The 21,527-nt window shown below is 46.5% G+C and carries 24 protein-coding genes and 1 pseudogene; 14 read left to right on the top strand and 11 right to left on the bottom strand.

The window, feature by feature from the left end; genetic code table 11:
* Positions 1-107 precede the first annotated feature (107 nt).
* From C0Q44_RS19965 to C0Q44_RS19940, 6 genes are all read left to right on the top strand, one after another.
* Positions 108-824 (top strand): YceI family protein, encoded by a 717-nt coding sequence (locus C0Q44_RS19965; protein ID WP_105408989.1) that lies wholly within the window; start codon positions 108-110, stop codon positions 822-824.
* A gap of 258 nt (positions 825-1,082) precedes the next feature.
* Positions 1,083-5,453 (top strand): glycosyl hydrolase 53 family protein, encoded by a 4,371-nt coding sequence (locus C0Q44_RS19960; RefSeq protein ID WP_146113485.1) that lies wholly within the window; start codon positions 1,083-1,085, stop codon positions 5,451-5,453.
* A 259-nt stretch (positions 5,454-5,712) separates the two neighbouring features.
* A complete protein-coding gene (locus C0Q44_RS19955; RefSeq protein WP_105408987.1) occupies positions 5,713-6,756 on the top strand; it encodes an SPFH domain-containing protein in 1,044 nt (347 codons plus the stop codon).
* A gap of 71 nt (positions 6,757-6,827) precedes the next feature.
* Positions 6,828-7,802: a diacylglycerol kinase catalytic domain-containing protein gene (locus C0Q44_RS19950; RefSeq protein ID WP_374955131.1), complete on the top strand. Its 975-nt coding sequence runs from the start codon at positions 6,828-6,830 to the stop codon at positions 7,800-7,802.
* A gap of 83 nt (positions 7,803-7,885) precedes the next feature.
* The gene (locus C0Q44_RS30320; RefSeq protein WP_181151092.1) at positions 7,886-8,053 is read left to right on the top strand and encodes a response regulator; all 168 of its coding nucleotides are present in this window, start codon (positions 7,886-7,888) and stop codon (positions 8,051-8,053) included.
* Between the two features lie 187 nt (positions 8,054-8,240).
* A complete protein-coding gene (locus C0Q44_RS19940) occupies positions 8,241-8,582 on the top strand; it encodes a cupin domain-containing protein (RefSeq protein WP_105408986.1) in 342 nt (113 codons plus the stop codon).
* Between the two features lie 296 nt (positions 8,583-8,878).
* On the opposite strand, the gene C0Q44_RS19935 is transcribed toward C0Q44_RS19940, so the two are convergent.
* The 5 genes from C0Q44_RS19935 to C0Q44_RS19915 are packed head-to-tail and all read right to left on the bottom strand — an operon-like array spanning position 8,879 to position 11,673.
* A complete protein-coding gene (locus tag C0Q44_RS19935; protein ID WP_105408985.1) occupies positions 8,879-9,178 on the bottom strand; it encodes a metal-sulfur cluster assembly factor in 300 nt (99 codons plus the stop codon).
* A 25-nt stretch (positions 9,179-9,203) separates the two neighbouring features.
* Positions 9,204-10,436 (bottom strand): hypothetical protein, encoded by a 1,233-nt coding sequence (locus C0Q44_RS19930; protein WP_105408984.1) that lies wholly within the window; start codon positions 10,434-10,436, stop codon positions 9,204-9,206.
* A 13-nt stretch (positions 10,437-10,449) separates the two neighbouring features.
* Positions 10,450-11,061 carry a DUF2249 domain-containing protein gene (locus tag C0Q44_RS19925; RefSeq protein WP_105408983.1) on the bottom strand — a complete coding sequence of 204 codons (612 nt, stop codon included), beginning with the start codon at positions 11,059-11,061 and terminating at the stop codon, positions 10,450-10,452.
* Positions 11,048-11,422 (bottom strand): hypothetical protein, encoded by a 375-nt coding sequence (locus C0Q44_RS19920; protein WP_105408982.1) that lies wholly within the window; start codon positions 11,420-11,422, stop codon positions 11,048-11,050. Before C0Q44_RS19920 ends, C0Q44_RS19925 begins: the two co-directional genes overlap by 14 nt.
* A 17-nt stretch (positions 11,423-11,439) precedes the next feature.
* Positions 11,440-11,673, bottom strand: coding sequence for a DUF2249 domain-containing protein (locus tag C0Q44_RS19915; protein ID WP_105408981.1), 234 nt, complete (start codon positions 11,671-11,673; stop codon positions 11,440-11,442).
* Between the two features lie 140 nt (positions 11,674-11,813).
* Between C0Q44_RS19915 and C0Q44_RS31130 the strand changes: the two are divergent.
* Positions 11,814-11,958, top strand: a pseudogene (locus tag C0Q44_RS31130) (NarK/NasA family nitrate transporter); the annotation flags it as partial.
* A gap of 103 nt (positions 11,959-12,061) precedes the next feature.
* Here C0Q44_RS31130 and C0Q44_RS19905 read toward each other — a convergent pair.
* Positions 12,062-12,763: a Crp/Fnr family transcriptional regulator gene (locus C0Q44_RS19905; RefSeq protein ID WP_105408980.1), complete on the bottom strand. Its 702-nt coding sequence runs from the start codon at positions 12,761-12,763 to the stop codon at positions 12,062-12,064.
* Positions 12,764-12,996: 233 nt separating this feature from the next.
* On the opposite strand from C0Q44_RS19905, the gene C0Q44_RS19900 reads away from it, so the two are divergent.
* On the top strand, positions 12,997-13,722 hold the full coding sequence (locus C0Q44_RS19900) for a ZIP family metal transporter (RefSeq protein ID WP_105408979.1): 726 nt from the start codon (positions 12,997-12,999) through the stop codon (positions 13,720-13,722).
* A 119-nt stretch (positions 13,723-13,841) separates the two neighbouring features.
* Here C0Q44_RS19900 and C0Q44_RS19895 read toward each other — a convergent pair whose 3' ends face one another.
* The 3 genes from C0Q44_RS19895 to C0Q44_RS19885 are packed head-to-tail and all read right to left on the bottom strand — an operon-like array spanning position 13,842 to position 15,877.
* The gene (locus C0Q44_RS19895) at positions 13,842-14,171 is read right to left on the bottom strand and encodes a YlbF/YmcA family competence regulator (protein ID WP_181151091.1); all 330 of its coding nucleotides are present in this window, start codon (positions 14,169-14,171) and stop codon (positions 13,842-13,844) included.
* The gene (locus C0Q44_RS19890) at positions 14,165-14,851 is read right to left on the bottom strand and encodes a Crp/Fnr family transcriptional regulator (protein ID WP_105408977.1); all 687 of its coding nucleotides are present in this window, start codon (positions 14,849-14,851) and stop codon (positions 14,165-14,167) included. The genes C0Q44_RS19895 and C0Q44_RS19890 overlap by 7 nt, the downstream gene beginning before the upstream one ends.
* Positions 14,852-14,899: 48 nt before the next feature.
* The gene (locus tag C0Q44_RS19885; RefSeq protein WP_258166456.1) at positions 14,900-15,877 is read right to left on the bottom strand and encodes a multicopper oxidase domain-containing protein; all 978 of its coding nucleotides are present in this window, start codon (positions 15,875-15,877) and stop codon (positions 14,900-14,902) included.
* A 326-nt stretch (positions 15,878-16,203) separates the two neighbouring features.
* Here C0Q44_RS19885 and C0Q44_RS19880 point away from each other — a divergent pair, with 326 nt between their 5' ends.
* The 4 genes from C0Q44_RS19880 (at position 16,204) to C0Q44_RS19865 (ending at position 18,679) form a co-directional block, all read left to right on the top strand.
* Entirely contained in the window at positions 16,204-16,761 is a 558-nt protein-coding gene (locus C0Q44_RS19880) for a hypothetical protein (protein ID WP_105408975.1), read from the top strand.
* Between the two features lie 85 nt (positions 16,762-16,846).
* A complete protein-coding gene (locus C0Q44_RS19875) occupies positions 16,847-17,587 on the top strand; it encodes an SMI1/KNR4 family protein (RefSeq protein WP_105408974.1) in 741 nt (246 codons plus the stop codon).
* Positions 17,580-18,071 carry a hypothetical protein gene (locus C0Q44_RS19870; protein ID WP_181151090.1) on the top strand — a complete coding sequence of 164 codons (492 nt, stop codon included), beginning with the start codon at positions 17,580-17,582 and terminating at the stop codon, positions 18,069-18,071. Before C0Q44_RS19875 ends, C0Q44_RS19870 begins: the two co-directional genes overlap by 8 nt.
* Positions 18,068-18,679: an SMI1/KNR4 family protein gene (locus C0Q44_RS19865; protein WP_105408973.1), complete on the top strand. Its 612-nt coding sequence runs from the start codon at positions 18,068-18,070 to the stop codon at positions 18,677-18,679. Before C0Q44_RS19870 ends, C0Q44_RS19865 begins: the two co-directional genes overlap by 4 nt.
* 8 nt (positions 18,680-18,687) lie before the next feature.
* Here the strand turns inward: C0Q44_RS19865 and C0Q44_RS30315 are convergent, their stop codons facing one another.
* Positions 18,688-18,891: a hypothetical protein gene (locus C0Q44_RS30315; protein ID WP_181151089.1), complete on the bottom strand. Its 204-nt coding sequence runs from the start codon at positions 18,889-18,891 to the stop codon at positions 18,688-18,690.
* 63 nt (positions 18,892-18,954) lie between these two features.
* On the opposite strand from C0Q44_RS30315, the gene C0Q44_RS30310 reads away from it, so the two are divergent.
* Positions 18,955-19,143, top strand: coding sequence for a hypothetical protein (locus C0Q44_RS30310; protein WP_181151088.1), 189 nt, complete (start codon positions 18,955-18,957; stop codon positions 19,141-19,143).
* A 225-nt stretch (positions 19,144-19,368) separates the two neighbouring features.
* The gene (locus C0Q44_RS19855; RefSeq protein ID WP_105408971.1) at positions 19,369-20,136 is read left to right on the top strand and encodes a cupin domain-containing protein; all 768 of its coding nucleotides are present in this window, start codon (positions 19,369-19,371) and stop codon (positions 20,134-20,136) included.
* A gap of 167 nt (positions 20,137-20,303) precedes the next feature.
* On the opposite strand, the gene C0Q44_RS19850 is transcribed toward C0Q44_RS19855, so the two are convergent.
* Entirely contained in the window at positions 20,304-21,350 is a 1,047-nt protein-coding gene (locus tag C0Q44_RS19850) for an aromatic ring-hydroxylating oxygenase subunit alpha (protein WP_105408970.1), read from the bottom strand.
* Positions 21,351-21,527: the final 177 nt, after the last annotated feature.

The following is a 21,527-nucleotide window of genomic DNA, read 5'->3' as shown; positions in this document are numbered from 1 at the left end:
GAAAAATATGAAACTTGTCTTATCTTGACTTCTTCCTGACACATTCGACTGATAAGATCCATATCAACAAGCAATTTAAACAAACATGTACTGGAGGAAAAATAGAGATGAACAAGAAAGCAAAAGCATGGCTTATTACAGGTGTGGCGGCGGTTGCCGTAATCGGTGGCGGTGGTTATTATCTGGCGAATAGTTTCTTGGGGAACAATGTTGAAATTGAGCAGGTGCTTCCTGCTAGTACGGCGACTTCCACAACAGCGGTAGATAGTACAGGAACGGCTGTAGCCAATAAAACGGCAGGAGCAGAGCAACTGAATGGAGACTGGAACATCAGCAAAGGTTCCAAAGTATACTTCTCGGTAACGACATCGCAAGAGACGGTTAATTTTGTGGATGAGCAGGTTACTGGAACATGGTCGATTAATGTGGATGATGCTTCCCAGATGAAAGCCAAGGGACAGATCGAATTGAATGGCATTGATTCGGGTAATGGTCAACGGGATGATCACGTGAAAGGAGCCGATTTCTTCGATATTGCTACATACCCACAAGCAACATTTACAGCGACTTCGGTTGAAGGAATGCCAGCGGAATTGCCTGTTGGACAGACGGCTGATCTGAAGTTGAACGGTACTCTTACGGTAAGAGGTGTTGAGAAAGAAGTGACATTTGATGCGAAAGCCGCTTATGAGAATAACCAAGTGTTGTTGTCCGCGACATCCATGGTAACGTTCGAAGATTTTGGAATGAAGAATCCGCACTCGGTAGTACTCTCGACAGAAAATGATATTAAAGTGCAACTTGAATTGAAGCTTGCTAAGTAAGTAAAAAATAAACGCGTACCAGCTGGAAATCTGTTCTGTTCTGCCTGAAGGCAAGACGGACAGTTTTTTTGCTTTGTTCGGAGAAAAGTGTGGAAACAAGCCCAACTTGTAACTGTCACAAGATCATGTTGTTAAAATAACTGCTGTTTCCTTTGGATAATACCGTGTCTTGCATTGGCATGAAGCGCTTACAATGAGAAGGATTCATGACATTCATTGATCCATGCACAATCAAACACAAAAAGGGGGAGATCAAGGGTGAACAAAAGGTACATAAGTGGGTGTCTCGTTTTGCTGATGCTGTTCTGTGATCTGGGCTTGATGGTTCGTCCGGCGGCTGCAGAAGATGCGAAAGTGAATGTGGCCCTTAATAAGGTAGTAAAGGTAAGCTCGGAGGATCTGCTGTATAAAGGAGAGAAAGAAAATGCGGTGGATGGCAAAATAGACACGCATTGGAGTGCAAATACACCTGCAACTGACAGTCAGCCCCACTGGTTGATGGTGGACCTTAATGGACAATACCAGTTATCCGGTACGGAATTGACGTGGAAAGATGAAAATCAGGTTGTAAAATATCAGGTTGAAGTGTCAGCTGATGGTGACAATTGGACAACTGTCGTGGACAAAACTAACAATGATAAATCTGCGACCACGGACAGTCAGGAATTTCAAAAAAGTATACCTGTTCAGTATGTGAAAATTACAATTCCATTTTATGCTGGCAGTGATTGGTGGCCGGGTATATCCGAGATCAAGATCTGGGGAGAAGAGGAAGCTACTGATCCAGCAACGATCACAGGGTACGACGCAGTACAGGTCAAAACAGTGACGGGGAGTGCTCCTGTTTTGCCGACGGAAGTTAAGGCGAAATATGGGAACGAAAAATCTCGTTCGGTTCCAGTGGAATGGGAGAGTATCGCTCCTTCACAATATGACGCTGCGGGCAGTTTTACGGTGAAGGGTACAGTAGATGGTGCGCCTATTCAACCAGAGGCAAGTGTGACGGTTGAGGGATATCGGGCTGATTACGTCAGAGGGGTGGATATTTCCACGTTAACCGCCATTGAAGATAATGGAGGAAAATATCTGGACAGTAATGGCACAGAAAGGGACTTGCTCGATATTCTCAAGGATCGCGGTGTCAATTATGTACGTCTGCGCCTGTGGAATGATCCGCAGAAATCCGGTGGCTATAATGACAAAGAGGATGTCATTCGTTTAGCCAAACGGGTGAAGGAAAAAGGCATGAAGATTTTGCTTGATTTCCATTATTCGGATGAGTGGGCACATCCTGGTCAACAACTTCGACCGAAGGCATGGGAAGGTCTCTCCTTTGAAGAGCTGAAGCAGGCTGTATACAATTATACCGTTGAAGTCGTGGGCGAGATGAAGGATGCTGGCGCCATGCCGGATATGGTTCAGATCGGTAACGAGATTAACAGTGGAGTTCTGAATGGCTTGAACAGCAATGTGAATTTTGACGAGAATGTAGCCTTGCTGAAGAGTGGGGTCGATGGTGTTCGTAAAGTTCAAGGTGACAGCGCCGAGAAGGTTCAGATCATGATTCATCTGGCTGAAGGTGGCAAAGCAGATACATTCAAATGGTACTTCGGTGAATTGGAAAAACAAGAACTGGAGTACGACATAATCGGACTGTCGTATTATCCATTCTGGCATGGGACCTTTGCCGATGTGAAGAAGACCATGAATGAAGTGTCAGCGAAGTTTGGCAAAGATGTCATTATTGCCGAAACATCCTATCCGTTTTCCTATAAAAACGGGGATGCCCACGGTAATATCATTGGATCGGATGAAGCACTTCATGTAGGTGGAGCAACATTCCCTGCAACGGTTCAAGGTCAATATGATGCTATCGCGGGCATCATGGACATGATTGCTGACGTGCCGGATAATCACGGAGCAGGATTCTTCTACTGGGAGCCGGCATGGATTGCAGCTAATGTAGGCTGGATTGCTTCGGAAGGCGATGCGTGGGAGAATCATGCCATGTTCGATTATGATGAGTATCCAAGCAACGGAGGATATTCCTACGAAGGACGAGCTTTACCATCCCTTGATGTGTACAAACGCGGACTGGGGCTTCTGCCAGCGAATCGACAGCATTTGGATGCGGCTCTTACACGAGCCAAATCGCTAGTTTCCACTGATTTTACGCCGGGTAGCTGGGAGAGTCTTGCTCCTGCACTAACCGCAGCAGAGAACGTATACCGTCAAGCTTACACAACGGATGGGGTAACCCAACAGGATACAGATGCTGCAACAACAGCATTGCAAGATGTCATGCAGCAGCTCGGGGTTATTGCTCCGCAGCTTGACGAGCTCAGATCAACAATAGAGAAAGCGCGCACGTACCAGCAGGCGGATTGGTCTGCGGCAACATGGGCTGTGTTGACCAAAGCCCTGGAACGTGCCGAACAGGTCTTGACTGATCCAAGAGCGACTCAGACCGATGCGAACACGGCTGTCGAACGTTTGAATGATGCTATTCAGGGGCTGTCGAATGTAGACAAAACGGAATTGCACCAGTCCATTCAGGAAATGCAGCAGCAGAAGGAGTCATCCTACACGCGTAGAAGCTGGTCCGTACTCAAGGATGCATTGCAGACGGCCATTCTGGTCAGAGATCATGCGGGTGCTGTACAGTCTGAAGTCAATGCAGCACTCAGTGGTTTGAAGCAAGCCTTCAACGATCTGGTATCGCTGGAAGCGTTAACGACAGGCAAAACCGCAACAGCCTCGACCAGTGCAGGTACAGGCGGTGGGGAAGCCAATTCTCCAGGTGGAGCCATTGACAGTAATCCCAATACATCATGGGGTACCGATCAGAGAGACGGCAGCTGGTGGCAGGTAGATCTGGGACAAGTCGCCAACTTGCGTAAGATTGAGATGTCTATGTGGAGCGGCGGAATCAAATATAAGATTGAAGTGTCCAATGATAACGAACATTTTGAAAAAGTCGTAGACACCACAAGTGACGTTGTCGTTTCGACAGCACCAAGTCATGTTCTGCCTGAAGGTACAGAGGGGCGTTATATTCGTGTAAAAATCACAGCAGGTTCGACGTGGGTCGGATTCATGGATTTTGAAGCATATGGTACATTCCCTGCGGAGAAATCAGAATTGCAATCCACCGTAGAGAATGCTGAGAAATTAAAACAATCCGACTACACTGTTCCAAGCTGGAATGTGTTTAGCATAGCACTTGCTCAAGCGAAGGCATACGTCCAGGATGCAGAATCTTCAGCACAAGATATCAACAAGGTGAATCGTATATTGAAAGATGCAGTTAGCCAGCTTGTACGTCAGGATTCATCACCTGGCACAGGCCAGCCGTCACAACCGAATGGGCCTTCGCAACCGTCCAACCCGGTGCCGACTCCATCACCGGAGAGCCCGAATGTGACACCACCGGTTGGATCGGGTAATACACCAGCGAAAGGAACGATCACATTAAAAGGAACGACAAACGGGGATGACCAGTATTCCATTCGTCCGAGTGTATCCGAACTTGCGCGTGCCTTGCAATCCATGGACGCGGGCAACCGGACGTTGAAGCTGATTGCAGATGTGCCTGATCGTTCCAAGGCGGTCACGTTCCAGCTTGCGGCAAGCCAGCTCTCGGCATGGGTTCGTTCAGACGAAGTGAAATTTCTGGATGTCGTGGCAGGCGAGACAACGGTCCGTGTATCTCTGAACTCGCTCCCTCTAACTATTGCGGAGACTGCCGGAACATTCGACATTGTGGTGGCAAAAGGAGCAACGGACATGTTGTCAGCATCACAACAAGCATCCATAGGTGACCACTCGGTTATTCAAGTGGATCTGTTATTGAACAATAAGCCACTCCAATGGGTGGACAGAGCGGTTGAAGTTGTTTTGTCCAAAATAGATCCAGTGAAAAGTAATAAATTGGTTATGGTTGTGAACTCCATTGCGTCAAGTGGAGAGATGACGCCAGTAACGTATTCCCAATACGATGAATCTGCGGCAACGATGGCTTTCAAGCCACTTCAATCCGGCAGTTATGTCATTACGGAAATTGAAGTACCGTTAACAGATATGCAAAATCATAACTGGGCGATCCAAGAGGTGCAGAATCTCTATGGCAAAGGCGTTATCTCAGGAATGAGTGCAACCCGTTTTGTTCCCCAGGGTGAACTGACACGGGCGCAATTTTTGCAAATGATCATTAAAGGCATGGGTGAGGTGCGCCAGCCTGATCCGTCTATTGCTTCTCCGTCAGATGTGGAGGAAGGGCAGTGGTATGCCGATTCGGTACGCATTGGCCTCGCAATGAATATTGTCCATGGTCGGGCAGATGGGACGTTTGGAGCGAATGAGAGTATCTCGCGGGAAGATATGGCTGTCATGCTGAATCGAGCTTTGCAGGCGGCAACTCGGCAGAAGAACACGATTCCTTCTACAGCAGGTCATCTTGCGTTTAAAGATCAATCCGATATTGCTGAATATGCGAAAGAGGCCGTAGCCTCCATGATGCAGCTCGACGTGCTGAATGGTATGCCTGACGGCACGTTTGCTCCAAAACAAACAGCGAATCGTGCACAAGGGGCGGTAGCGGTAGCAAGACTGCTGAAACAGCTTTATTAAGAATCGTAACAAAGCAACACCACACCGTAACAAAGTTGCTTCAATAAGCAAGAGATCGAAAAGAGATCGAATCCTGGATTCGATCTCTTTTTTTGCGTAGGAGAAGATTTACTTGAATGGGTTGCTCCTCGTGTAAATGACCCAATAACCAAACTCAACCTGCAAAATAAATCGTTAATGTCGTATTGACAATATCAATTTCATTTGTTATCATTTCGATAATATCATAACGACATTATTAAGAAATGGGGAATGAACCATGTTTGGATTCCGATTCGTGAAGTTTCAACCCAGTGAATATGTGATGAAAGTGAAGAATGGTGAAGTGCAGCGTCAAGGTGTGGGTTTGTCATTTTATTACTATGAGCCGACTACATCGGTAGTCGTTCTGCCCGTATCATCGGTCGATGTACCGTTTATGTTCGAAGAGATCACGGCGGACTATCAGACCGTTACTGTGCAGGGCCAGTTAAGCTATCGGATTGTGGATTATATGAAAATAACGCAGAGTCTGAATTACACGTATAATTTACGCAAAAACAGATATATCTCCGACGACCCCGGCAAGCTGGATCAACGTGTAATCACGACAGCCAAAGTGCTCACCAAGAAACATCTGGAGCAAATGCCGCTAAGAGAAGCCATTCAATCCAGTGAACGGTTAGCCAGCAGCATGAAGCGTGAAGTCGTGCAAAGTGAAGAGTTGGAGAAATGGGGTGTTGAGCTGATGAGTATATCGATCCTCGCCATTTTGCCTAACAAGGAGACCATGCGTGCCTTGGAAGCTCAAGCTCGGGAAGAAATTTTGCGTCAGGCAGACGAAGCGTTGTATGTCCGTCGTAATGCATCCATTGAACATGAGCGAGGGGTGAAAGAAAATGAACTGAATACCGAAATTGCCGTGGAGACCAAAAAGCAGCAGATTCGCGAGACTCAATTACAGACGGAACGTTCGGTGAAACAGAAGCAGAACGAAATGGAGCAGGAGCAACTTCAGTTCAACACAACAATGGAGGAACGCAAGCAGCAACTCATCGAATGGACCATTGCCAACCACAATGCAGAAGCGGATGCAAAAGCTTATGAGATTGCTGCTGTAATGAATGCATTGCAGAACGTACAACCGAATGTACTGCAAGCGATGGCCAATATGGGCATGAATTCGGATAAACTGATTGCACTCGCATTCCAGGAATTGGCCGAGAATGCAGGCAAGATCGGACAGCTTAACATCTCGCCGGATCTGTTGCAGGGACTGATGACTCCCCCACCGGGCAGAGAGCAGGGAGGTCGAGCAAGATGAGATTAGGGAAAAGAGATCAGACGGAGCGAACAAGAAAGTCAGCTCGTCAGCAGGTTACTGTGGACGATGGAATGAGTGAGCACAAGCTGATTCTGGTTAAACGTCGCACAAGACTGGAAGAGTTGGTGGTTCGATATAACACGGTGCAACAGGCTCAGTTCTATATTGAACGTCTCGGCTCAGACTTCAGTGATTATCTGGAAGAAGACCGACGTTACAGGCAATCCGTGCAGCTGGCACAGCAGCAATTGAGTCAACTGGGCCGGGTTCAGACAATTGATCGGGAACATGTACCCAACTTTATTTTTGGAAAGCAGGATATTGTAGTCGTCGTCGGTCAGGATGGACTAGTAGCGAATACTCTCAAATACGTAACTGAGCAGCCGCTCATTGGGGTTAACCCGGACCCACTGCGTTGGGATGGGGTGCTGTTACCTTTTACCGTGGAAGACCTGAGCTTCATTATTCCGGATGTGATTCGCAAGCAGCGGACGCTCAAGGAAGTCACTCTCGCCAAGGTGGAACTGAATGATGGACAATATTTATATGGTGTCAACGATCTGTTCATTGGTCGCAAGACGCATGTCTCAGCCCGATATGAAGTACGTTTGGGCTCATCTACAGAGCAGCAATCCTCCAGTGGCGTGATCGTATCAACGGGCATGGGATCGACAGGCTGGTTCAAAAGCGTGCTGGCCGGAGCCGCCGGCATTGTGGGGTCGGCTGCATGGCAGAACATGAATTCTGAAGGTGAGGCTGCTGCTTCATCAGCTTTGAATCATGGAAATAGGGAGAATACTGACCAGTTTGGGTGGGATTCGCCTTACTTATATTTCACAGTACGTGAGCCTTTTCCGAGCCGAACCACAGCGACCAATCTGGTGTTTGGACAGATCCATTCGCAGCAACCCTTACACATCGTATCCCAGATGCCGGAAGACGGTGTTATTTTCAGCGATGGTGTAGAACAGGACTTTCTGGAGTTTAACTCAGGGGTGGAAGCTGTTATTGGATTGGCCGAGAAAAGAGGACGCCTAGTCGTCTAAATCTTTATTTCCTAACCGTTTCCGACTAGAATGGGTAACTAGATGTCATACAGTGATGTCAGGAAACGGAAAGAGGGTAAACGATGCAATCGATATTGTTGGTTGAAGATGACGCCAAGCTGGCTGGATTGCTGGCGGAATATCGAAGCGGCAATCAGCAAACGGATCTGGAATATTTCGGGTCCGATGCGGATCAGAGTGCTGTCTCGGTCATGCCGCTTAGTCATTATAACCAATACAATGCTATATAAGGGAGAAAGACGTTCGAATTGGATACTGGATCAGATAGATTAATCATCCAGGTAATGAATGATTACGAGTGATGGAACATGATTCGCTCACGGTCCGCATTTTCTTGATTCAGATCAAGGAAATGCGGGCTATTCTGCGTTAAGATGAATGTATTCACAAGATATATTATGGAGGAGGACGATGAACATGAGTATCACTTCATTGCAGGAAGTCAAAACATTCAGCGCAGATCGCTTTACCAAACGGGTTATATTTCAACAGGGGGGCGGTGTTACCTTTGCTCTTCATTTTCTGCCAGGACAGCAGCTTCCGGTTCACAAACATCCAGGGGCAGAGGTCATCCTGCTGGTCGTTGAAGGTACGGGCACACTGATTCTGGATGGTCAAGAACATATAGTAAAAGAAGAGGATGTGATCTCTTGCGGCGGTGAGACGGAATTTGCATTCCATAACACAGGAGATCAGGAGGTTCGTTTGTTCGTGGTATTGAATAAAGTGCCTGAAGCTTCGTATGCGAAGGACATCTAATCGCAAGGAATTCACAACATGCACCATCGATTGGAAGATTAACATAAGGGAAACTCTTTATTGGAGTTTCCTTTTTCGTTTGTTCTTTTGAAAATGGAATGTTCTTCTCGGACAAGTGTCCCAATAGCAATCTATAGGGTTTAGAAGTGAGTGTATAGGAGTGAGAAGTGAGTCATGTGTGTATTACCATCTCATAACAAAAAAGCGTACCTGGGTCTGAGAACATCAGAGTTTAAGTACACTTCTTCGTATTCTGCCGACAACGGGTTCATTCATCCGGTCTATAATCATTTTGTTTAGAAATATCCCAGCAATTCTTTGGCTTCATTTGACATCAACTGTGGGGACCACTGCGGCTCCCATACCACTTGGACATCAATATCGGTCTTCTTCGTATGCTCTTGCAGAACCCACTTCACCGCACCTACGATGGTATCGTGTAAGGGACAACCCGGCGTAGTCAACGTCATATGTACATGTATCCGTTCGGGCTCCTCTTTGACTTCATAGACCAGACCCAAATCAACGATATTCACACCCAGTTCAGGGTCATATACTTCTTTCAGACACTCCAGCAAATCCGTTGTTTGTTCCATCCTCATCATCCTCCAGTCAATCTTGTTAACGTCTGAACACCAAAGCGATATTTGCGATATAAGCAATTGAAACAAGAGACAACAACGTACCTCCAACCATCATGACCTCTGCCAGATTAATGATCATGCCACTTACAAGCAGCAGACTGGCGGCAATCATGGCAAGTAATCCCCCATTTACTTTCTTTTCGCTCAGCATGCCGGCCATCAGCGGTGTTCCGGGTCGGCCGGCTAACTTACCATATTTGTGTGTCCACCATAGAAAAGGCACGATTTTGGAAGCATAGCCCAGTACGGTGAGGGACACCCATCCTCCGAGATATACCCAACCACTCAGAAGAACAACACGCGGATGAAGCAGCAATTCGGTACCTTGTGCAGCATAGATCAGCAGGGCAACGGCATACACGGCAAAGGCTCGGCTTATATAGACAGTCCAGCGAATACCCGGGCCTGGGTTACTTTTATGCCGTTTCTCCTGAATCTGCTCCAGATGGTACACATAGCAGATTAACGCTGTGGTCAGGAGCAAAAGCGCAAACCAGAGCAGTCCTCCCTTTATCCCTGTCAGAAAAGCGACAACACCTGTAATTACAGCCGCATTCCATAGAAGTAAAACAACTTTCTGCAACCGAATTGAAAAATCGTGAGACAAGTAGAACATGGGCAGCATTTTGTAACTGAATCCAGTAATTAACATCCCGAACCAGCCGAGAGTTCCCATCCAGATATGTGCTCCGAACAAGCGATCATGCAGACCATCCCAGTAACCAAAAGCAAAATTCAGCCCCATCAGCATGCCGGACAATCCGGTTAACACCAGATACAGACAGGCGCAGGCGGCACTAATCGTCACAGGGTTCCACTGGGAAGCACGGGAGAGGGTTACAGCCATATTCCACCCGAATGATAGTATACCTAACAGTGCAAATGTGGCGGAACCGGCAATCCAGCTGACATCTGCACGAATGAAGCCGTACAGCATGCCTGTAATTCCAATCGTGAACAAAAAGTAATGACAATATCCAAGAAACACACTATAGATATTGGACTGTAAAATGACATGTATCAACTGATAAACAGCACCCATGGCCAACATGGTTGCCCACCCAAGCACAAACAGATGGGCATGAAACCAGCCTTCGGGACCTCTTAATTCATCACCAAGCCAGCCTGTCAGCGAGAGCAGGGAGAAGGCGTGATACATTACAAATCCAAAGATGCCCGTGAGGATAAAAAGAAATGGCAACCTGGACATGGCTTTCGCCTCCCTACCCTTTTTCAATTCTCACTTTGGCCGTACCATCCGCCTGATCCTCAACCGTGTAGAGACATCCCAGATTGTTGAGTTCCTCAATCAAAAATACAGGCACACGGTCATTGTGAATCAGTACGACTTCCCCAGGCTTGCAACGCTCCAGCGCGGCAAGGGTGCGCATCATCGGCTGCGGCGGTTCCAATCCGCGATTATCCAGAACAACGGTTGGAGTCCGTGGTGATTCGTCTTGCCGAGCTTCGAGGGTAACTCCTACGGGGTGGCCCGCGCAGGAAGTGGATTCGTCACCCGAAACCGAATCACGTTCAGTTTCAGGTGTCGTACCGGATAAAACTGCTGCAGATATGGACTCTGTACTGGTTTTATTTTTTTTGTGTACAAAAGTGGTGACCCAGTGATCTGAACCCATTCGTTCAGATGTACTGGAGTACCCTTTCATCTTGAGAATGCCGAGCAGAGGCGTTGGTTTAAATGGTGCATGCAGTACGAACACATCGGAAGGCTGAAGTCCTTTGACCGTATCCATAATTAATTGGAAAGGCTCCAGCTTTTTATTCAGATGAGAACGCACATCCAGTTCAACAATGTGTACGTCAGTTGGAGACATGTGCGTTCACATCCGATCCTGTGCCAACTGCATCGGCTTGCTCTACCAACTTCAGGGATGATTCGTATAACGCGGCCATACCACCGTACAAGGCATAGAAGAATGACTCCGGTGCATCGAGGGAGAAGGACAGATAAGTTTTGGGGTCCATCCCGAGCACACGCTCAAAGAGTCTTGCACTGTCATAGGCATAAAAACAGAAATGAGAATATTCGAACACTGGCATTTTCTCGTAAATGGTGATGATTTCTTGCGCATATTCCACTTGCTCACGCTGTGCCATTTGAATCATAGTTGTTGCATCTTCCAGCCGTAGCGTGATGCGAAGTGTAGTGGCATCAATGAATTCAACGTGTGCCATAGCGGTTCAGCTCCAATCTATAATTTGCTGATTTTGACCTGGAAGGTTGTAGGACCCTGTTCAATATACTCCCAGTTGAAGCCATCCGGATGTGTGGACTGGAACTGGAATCGTAGCGGCTTGGGATCGTGATCATTAATAAGTAGCATGGATTCCTGAGGCTGTAACTGCTCAAAAGTTTCGAAAATTACTTTATGTTTCAAATGCGGTGGATACTCCGTGGCATTAATAGTTGCTGCATATGTGTTCATGTGTCATTCCTCCAAATTGGGATAGTGTGTGTTGCAATTTAATTATAGAAAACATGACGAGGGAGCCGTGTGAGCCTGCTCACACATTTACTTTTGTCATAATCTTGACTTATTTCATGCTGAATCCTGTTTGGAATAGGGTTGCATTGCCGAACTTCCTGGTCACGAACTTTCAGATGGACAAAGTCGAAGCAGGTATTCGTACAGCAGGCTTCATTCTCGTATGCTACCATCATGAGACCCATTGGAGGATGGCTCGTAGATCGCTTTAATCCGTATCAGGTAACAGGATAAGCGTTTCGATAACCAATTATGGCTGGAATTACGTGAAAAAGGGTATTGTCAGGGCGAGATCTGGAACCGGAAGAAAAACGGAGAAGGGCTGGGATCACATGTCCCTTTGTTGCTTCAATGCGTACAAGTCAAGAATGATAATCCGGCTGCGATCCACTTCAAGCAGATGTTCTTTGGTGAGCTGGTTCAGCAGTCGATTCGCTGTTTCCCTCGTTGTTCCAATGGAATTGGCGAACTCCTGATGTGTCATGGGCAGGTTGATGATGATTTGGTCTCCGTTCGTCTGTCCATGCTGCTCTGCGAGCATAAGGAGGAAAGAAAGCACACGGTTGCGTACATCCTGACCGGAGAGAACCTGTAATTTATCCTGTAATTCCCGTATTTTATCGCCAAGTACACGCATGATTTTGATCGCAATGGCGGGTGTGCTCAGCATTAATCGTTCGAACTGCCTTACGGGTATAGCCAGTAGTTCGGTAGGTGTTATTGCTTCGGCGGTAGCCGGGTATGGATGCGCGTTAAAAAAGCCGGTGTGTGGGAACATATCTCCTGTTTTGAGGAAAGAGACAATCTGTTCATGTCCGTTCTCATCGGTTTTGTAAGCTTTCACGATGCCGGTACGAATGAAGAAGACAGCTTCTTTTTCGCTACCTTCGCTGAAAATGACCGTTTTCTTGTGAATGCTTCTGGAAATGGCGATATCTTCGACCTGCTTCAATTCCTCCGGGCTAAGGTCCTGGAAGATGGGGAATTGTTGCAGAAATTCTGCTGCTGAATCTTTATTTTCCCTGTTCATGCGAATTCATCCTCCATTCTGCTGTAATTTGCATTATTTCATCATAGCGTGATTTATTAACACAACAGGTGATATAGGTCACAATGTTACAGGATTGCAGATGATTAAGTAGCTGTGGTCACAATATCACCGATGAAATAACATTTAACCAATTCAAAATAACTGTTTGTAATGTGTTAACCAGGGTTAATGGAATGATAGAATATCAATGATCATGAGAGGGGTCGGCCCGGATGTGGACTGCGTTCATGTGGGGCGGCATCTCTGCCTCAGCGGTTGTGATTGGTGCCCTTGCAGCACTGTTCCTCAAGATACCCAAACGAGTAATCGGCTGGATCATGGCTTTCGGAACAGGAACACTGATTGGTGCAGCTACGTTTGAACTCCTTGGAGATGCGCTGAATGATGGAGGGATTGTACCTACGGCTATTGGTTTTACGGCAGGAGCTGTTGTATATACCCTGTTTGATCTGCTCATTTCAGCAAAGGGAGGTGCAGGCCGCAAACGTTCGGGGAAGAAAGAGGGCTCGAACCAAAGTGGGCTGGGGATTTTTGCTGGTACGGTCATGGATGCTATTCCGGAATCCATTATGCTTGGTGCCAGCTTGCTGGCTGGTAACGGTGTTAGTGTCGTATTAGTCGTATCGATCTTTGTCAGCAACATTCCTGAAGGATTGTCGAGTACGGTTGGACTGCAGGGCAGCAAGTACAGCAAAGGGAAAATCCTGTTCATGTGGCTCGGTGTGCTGCTGATATCTGCGCTTGCGGCTCTGGGTGGCTATCTGTTTCTGGAGCAGCTTCCCGAAGAGATGGGCGCGGCAATTGGTGCGTTTGCCGGCGGTGGGATCATTGCTATGATCTGCTCAACGATGATGCCCGAGGCCTTTGAAGAAGGCGGGCCTGTTGTGGGATTGATTGCATCCATGGGATTGCTCGTTTCCCTGTTGCTGGATTTGTGAAGGTTATAGATGATATGAATATTAGATACCTGTTGCATTTCTTCAAAAAAAGAGTATCCGCTCAGATTAGTTCTGATGCATGGATACTCTTTTTGCTTGTTTAATTCTAACCATAGGGATTAATGATTGCCGGAACAGCTTCCTCCGCAACCACAGGCTTCCTTGCCGAGTTCAGTGGATTCGGGCAGGCGATTCAACTCCAAGGATTTCGTGAAATAGTGGCTGATCTGTTGACGCAATTGACTGAACTCCCGCTGTGCGTAGATGAATCGACGAATAAGGGGATGATCGTAAAGAGCACGTTCCTCTTCTTCATATACCTGGATCTCAGATGCCAGCAATTCGATAGTTTGCCGTTCCTTCTCTTCAATGGCCTGATGTTTCTCCATAAAACGCTCATACTGGGTAGTCGCTTCTTCATCTGCGGCAACCTCATTTCGCTTTAGCACGCAATTATTTCTTTGAGTTCTTCCAATTGAAGAATGAGAATAGAGTTTCCCGTAACCTGCAGCAATCCTTGAGTTTGCAACATGGCAAGTTTGCGACTAAGCGTTTCGGGTGTAATGCCGAGTAATAGTGCCATATCTTTTTTGAAAACAGGTAAACGGAGCTCTTGTCCAGCATGATTTCGGGTGTGGAAATACAGTAACAGCTTGGCAATTTTCTGCTCTGTTGTCATTGCACTGAGCGAGCTATTCCATGCATCGGTCTCGCGGAGCAGGTCGGAAACGGCGAGCAGGAAATGATAAGCCAGCTTAGGATCATGTTCAAGTAACTGGTCAAAGTCATGCTTGCTAATCGAGCAGATGGCAGAAGACTCCAGCACCTCAGCGTTCGCGGCATGCGGTGTTTGATGTAACAACGAGTCTTGGCCGAAGAAATCTCCCGGAAACAGGAAGCGGGTGATATGTTCCTTGCCGTTCTCGGTATATTTGGATAACTTCACACATCCCTGATGAACGACATAGATCATATCAGAGCGTTCCCCCTCCTGAACGACATAGTCTCCTTTGTGATATTGACGGGTATGTAGAAGGGAGGTCAGTAATACAGATTCGGCCTGATCCAGATGCTGGAACAGAGATACTTTGGAGAAACAGGCATCGTTCGCTTCATGCGTACAAATCATCTTTCAATCACCTCGAATGGTTCAGGATAGGATGGACTTGGTCATCACTCAGTGGGACATCGCTGGCCCACCATGATCTGTACCATCCTTGGTCACACGTAGAACAGCTGAAGCTCCTTTGGCTACATGTTTAAATTGGTGGGTCACAATCGGATAATCACCTTCCTCGGTTACTGTGAACTCCACGACGGCTCCGCCACTTGCAGGAAGCATAACGGTCTGTATTCCATACTGGATGTTTCGTGGATTACCGTCGGTGTACACACGGTCCATCATCGTACCCACGATGTGGAAGGAGGAAACTTCGTTAGGTCCAGCATTGCTGACATAGATCCGCACCGTATCTCCAACTTTAGCCAGCAGAGGATGTTGGGTTAATCCATAATCATTGCCGTTAAAGACAACATAATCTGGCTCCCCATTCAAAAAGGCATCGTAGTCATGCTCTTTATACCACTCACTCTGAACCAGAGTATACTCACGATCAACGAGATGATCAGAAGGGTATCCTGCCTTGGGCTCAACAATGATCATGCCATACATACCGTTGGCGATATGTGCAAGGACCGGTTTGGTTCCACAATGATACATAAACACGCCGGGGGAGGAGGTTGGATAGGTGAACGTACCTTCTTCGCCAGGCATGACATCAATGAATTTGCTGCTGGGAGCAGCATGTACAGCGTGAAAATCCATGGAATGGTTCATTTTGGCATCTTTATTCTTCAACGTAAAAACCAGGGTATCCCCTTCGGTTACGCGCAGAACAGGTCCAGGAACCGTGCCATTAAACGTCCAGGCATTGTAGATCACACCTTTGGAGATTTCAATATCTGTTACCTGAGCCGTCATTTCAATATATACCGTAGTACCTTCTCTGCGGATGATCGGGTCAATGGGAGCCTGACTAACTGCGGAAGTCGAGACTTCATTGTGGTGAGGAGACTTCGCGGTATCGGAAGAACTGCAGTGCGAAAGAGTTGCCGTGAACACCGTGAAGATAAGGGACCATTTATATACGTTCATTAATGAAAACATAGGGACACAACCTTTGCTCAAGTGATATTTTTCACAATGTGACTGACATCATTTTTATTTACCTAGGTATAGATTACGTTATTGAACCAAGCTGGGGTGTGATGAGGCACACACTTGTTCAGGTCTTGTCGCAGCAGTTCACAATCGATCCATAGCAATTGTTGTGCTACGTAACAGAGTTTCATATAATTTTAGAAGGACACATTGGTAAATATTGAGTCAAGCACGTTGTCCGTACACTGGAGAAGCTTCAATAGAATACTGAATGAACATGAAGAGGTTACGATTCAAATGAACCAATCGGAGGCGAGATAATGAATGCGTATGGTGTACAACACGGACCTGCATATCTGGAAGGCTTAACCACGAAGGGATCAGATTCCGAGACCCATGAAGTGGAGTGGGCGGGCAAACTTCAAATAAGTGATGGTCATGATCAATTCCATATTTTTTATTATGGTGACTTAACGGAAGATGATCTGATTGCCTGGCATGATACGACACCGCTTCTCGTATATGCCGAGCATACAGTTACAGGTGAACGTTATCTCCTTATTGATGCAGCGAGACACGGGTATGATGCCCTGTTGTGTGAGACGTATCCTGAGGAAGAACTGAATAATAGGCCGCTTCGTCCTTATCTAGACATTGAGGGAGAGGACATTTTTGAAGTACAACTGACTGCATTCTACAATGTGCCATGGGATGAGGAATTTGGCGAGGATGTAGGTGAAGATGGAACATATGAATTGATCACGGGTCAGCGTATGGATTTCAATCAGGTCAAACGTAATGGCTATGATGCTTTTGCGATCAGCATCTTGAACCGCAAAGGGGTACGAACGGACATTGTACAGGAAGAACTGGCTTGAAGTGAGTCATAACGTAGTTAGCTTTTGTATCCAATGTTGAATGCCTTGCAACGAGGCAATATGCAGAAATAGGAGGTGTCGCCTAATGTATATGGTTACCCGTGCGTTAAAGCCAGTGTCTGGGCAAGAGTTGGATCATGTTGAACAAGAGCATCATATCAAACTGCCTTCATCATACCGAAGCTGGATGGAACGATACGGAGAAGGAACTTATTCGGGCTGGATGAATGTGCAGCGACCTGATCCGGAAGTGTTGAAACCTTTTGTCGAATATGATTTCTGGGTACATACAGACGCAACCTTGATTAGTCAGCGTCAATTGGAGGAGTGTATTACCATCGGAAGTTCGGTCGATGGGGATTTTCTGGCAGTTCATCCGGATGTCGAAGGATTGCTATGGCTTCCACGCCATGATGAGCAGATCACGCTGTGGCCGTGTAACGATAACGGTGCTTCTTTTGTTGAGATCCTGGACCGAATCTATTGCGGATATTACCACAGGGACAAGCCCGTTGCTCCAGCCTATTATGAACCATGGAATGAGCAGCGTCATCACGCCTTCTATAATTTTACGGGTAAGGAGAAAGGGCTCTCCATGAAAGCATTGGCCGATCTGTGCAAATCCCGTTTTTCATGGGGTGTTATCATTGAAAATGAGTATACATGCAAGCTGTTCAGTGTTTCCATGGGAGGTTATATGCGTTTTAATTATGCGTATGAGAGAGAAATTGCACTATTCTATGAAACCGAAGATGCTGCGGCAGGAACAGAGGTGGAGGAATTACGCCAGTTTTTGCAGGCACATCACTGCACGGTTCATGAATAGAAGAGAAATGAAGGCAAAGCACTACTTATTCATTCCCAATCTGGCAGAGATTGAAGAATATGAGTTAGAAGACACACAGCTGGACATGGGACATACTGCGGTCTCTTGGGATGGTCGTTGGATTGCCTATGGCAGTCTGCGCCCCTTTCGCGGACAACTTCATGAAGAGAATTTTCATGAGTTAATGGAGATATTGCGAGTCCTGGCTCCGGAACTTGCGCGTCCTTCACTGGATCGGGAAGTAATGGCTTGTATGTGGAGTATTACCCATCTTACAAGGGCTTGGGCGATTGAACCGGAGGGCATGCTTCGCAGTAATCATCTGATCTCGGATGAACAGGTGGTTATGATGGAAGAGTGGCTGAATCTTTTCTCGTACGCGGTAATGATCCTGATTGAGGGTGGTGGAGAGGAAGAGGCGTTCTGGGAATATCAGCAATATGTGCATGAGAGAAGATATAAGGAAGGAGGAGGGAAGGGATGAAGTCAAAGCCGGATGTCATAGTAGAAGCACTGAGAGAAGAGTTAGATCAGTTATTGGACGACAAAATACAGGATGAAGAGATTCGTTCATTGTATGATGAATATCTGCTAATGAAAGAGGCATCAGACGATGACCTGAACCAGTTCGAGAAGGTATATGGCATTCGCTTGCCGAGTGATTTTCGTACCTTTTACCGCAGCAAAGATGGCAGTGGCTATGGCCTTCATATTCTGTATCCAGGGGATGCGGAAAAGGGTCGCTGCACTCCCTTTTATCTGATGTCTTTGGAAGAGATTCGGGAGACCAAACTATATTTCTGTGAAGTGGATGAGAAGCTGGAAGAGCACTATTCTGCCGAAGACATTAGCCATTTGGACCCGGAGATAAAACCATTTCTGTTCCATACGTCATGGATTCCTTTTGCAACGATTGCTGGAGGTTCTCTGTATCTGATGCTCGATTTCGATCCAACTGAGAAAGGGACATATGGTCAGATTATCATGTACGTACACGATCCTGACTTTGTCCATTATCTAGCGGATACCTTCACGGACCTGCTTCAGATGTCGAACCGGAATTTGAAGATGATGGGTGAAATCACATATTAAGCGATGAATTAGTCGAAATAGTGTTGGATGGAATGATAAAGAAGCTGCCGAAGCAGCTTCTTTACCTGATCTGAACTTGGACTTGGATAAGTCCAGTGTTCACCACTGAAAGAAACGATGTCCGTGAAATCCTCCACCTGGATGACCGCCTGGACCACCTGGACCACCTCCATGAGGACCTCCGGGATAACCGCCTCCAGGAAATGGACCATGGTGGCCGCCTGGGTAACCACCTCCGGGATAACCACCATGCCACCAAGGACCGCCGATCGGAAATGGCAATGGAAGAGGAACGATGGGCGGGTATGGATAGGGATAAGGGTAAGGATAAGGTGGGGGTGGCGGTGGGTAATAAGGATAAGGATAACCCGCAGGTTGCGGGGATGACGCTGAACCAGGAACGTATGCCATATCACAAGCCTCCAATGACTGGATTGATGATATCAGCCTATGCCAGCGTATAATCAGATGATACAGCTGGATGAACATTCCCTTTGGCACCTCATGGGAAGAAGTCTGGGAGATGAAAAAGAATACATAACGAATGAGCCCTGCTCGTGATGCTCGTGTCAGGGTTATTTGTCATGTGATGAAAACCTTTCGGAAATGGGCTCACGCATCTGGGCGCGGGGCATAAGCTGGCGTATAGGTTATCACCTAAACCGAGAGCGAAGGGCAGGCGTTTTATTTTGGCAACTTCTTACATGGATTTTACCTTACCAAGCACCCAGTTCACTTACGATTTGAACAGAAATCCGTTATTCAAAAAGGATGAGAACAATTATATTAACTTCCTTTCCATCGAACAGTTAAATACATTGGGCAATGTCTCATTGCTGGATATTTTTTTAAGCACGGGTAATGTGGTCGAACCTCACATTCACCAGAATGCAACGGAACTGGTATACTGCATCAGTGGTGCAGCGGTTGTGTCTTTGATTAATCCGTTCACCAAGGAGTTGCTTCATTTCCCCATCACTCCAGGTCAGGTAGCTAATGTGCCTCAGGGCTGGTGGCACTATGAAGTTGCGACAGCTGATCAAACACACTTACTCGCGATCTTTGATGCGCCTGTTCCTGAAGCGGTTTTTGGCTCAGACATCTTGCGTCTCACACCTGCAAATGTACTGGCCCATACGTATTGTCTGGATGAGAGCAAAGTGGAGGAAGCACTGTCTCCTATTCAAAAAACGGTTATTATTGGCCCGCCGACAGATTGCGCGACTTCGGTGGCACCCGCCTCTAACAGCGCTCCAATTGTTAACATTCAGCCTAACGTCATGCCTAATGAACAACTCAATGTACAGCCAAACATGCAACCAAACATGCAACCAAATATACAGCCTTATGTGAATCGTCTTCCATATTGGGGCACTTGGGTAGACCCACGTATTATTCATGAACCGAGTTGTCCGTATTACAGGGAACTTCCCGTAAATACGATTAACCAAGGATAAATAAAAAAGTGAATGTGATCTAAACATAGGATTAACACGAAGTGAACCACTGTCTAATACATGTATTGGGTAACAGAAGAAAGAGATGTCCCAACGTCATTAACATGGCGGAGGACATCCTTTTTTTGTTCAAGTGCATTTCGATTGGTTTAAGCATGCATTTCGATTTATGACGTGTAATTTCGCCCCAGACCAAGCTCCGTTAATAATTGGCGATAAGCAATCGAAGTACGGTCAGCGGGAATATGGGCTTCTGCATGTAGATCTAACGGCAAATCTTCTGGTTTCTGCGATTCAACCATCTCACGATCTTCCTCAAACACCTGCAAGTTAAACTTGATTGTGTCTTCAATTGGAGCTTCCTTGTCAAAGTTGCGTGTAATTGGACAGAATAGTCGTGTATAACGTGCAGAGATGGGCGAAGCACAATTCAGAATATTTAACTTGTCGTCTCCAGGGAAATGTACCGTAAGTGATGCCGCAAAGGGTGGGAACACCCGGAACTCTCGCAACCACTGAAAACCTTCAGGCGCAACGATATCTTGTCCCTTGCCATAGTTGCTGACTGTACTCCAATACTCAGCTAGAAGTTCATTACCTTCGCGTTTAACTTTGTATTGGGGTACTTCGGTGTTGTTCCGGTCACCAAACGTTTCTGTATGCACATAGGCAAAATGGGAAACATCCAGGAATCCTTCCATTTGTCGTCCAGATGAACCTGCAATATCAAAGTGGGGTGGCAGTATATTAATGTAATCTGGATCGTCCCATTCAGGAAAGGAAGGAATCTGTTCTTCGGTTCCGGCAAGTGTTGTCCAGATTAAGCCATAGCGTTCGACTGCGGGGTATACGATGAGTTTGAGCTTTGGAGAGATTTTGGAGCTTGGGTGCGCAGGAACTGTGGTACATGTCCCTTCGCAGTTATAACGGAATCCGTGATAAGGGCACACGATCTCGCCATTTTCTACCCAACCTTTACTAAGAGGAGCCCCGCGGTGAAAACAAAGATCTTTGGCCACTACAACCCGATCATTACTGCGATAAAGAACTATTCTGACATCAAGCAATTGAGCAGCCAATGGCTGGTCGGTTACTTCGCTTGCTTGGGCTATCGGGTACCAATATTGAGATAATACATGCCAGTCTTCGGCTGAAAAAGTACAGCCACGAGGCAGTTCGGATGTTAGAGGACGGTTTGAGTTGAAAGTTATCATATTTAATCACTCCTTGCCGAGATGAGAAAACATATCTGTTGCATTATCGTGTGAGGAAAGTTAACTTATTAGCTATATTTTACTACTATTATGTTCGTGGTATCAATATACATAACAAAAATTTGGTTGAAATCACAAATAAATCGTAGGAATCCTGACATGAACACGGATTCTTCC

Source organism: Paenibacillus sp. PCH8, from assembly GCF_002968835.1.
Lineage (GTDB): Bacteria > Bacillota > Bacilli > Paenibacillales > Paenibacillaceae > Paenibacillus.
Note: the sequence above shows the minus strand (reverse complement) of the source record. Positions and strands in the feature narration are given on the sequence as shown.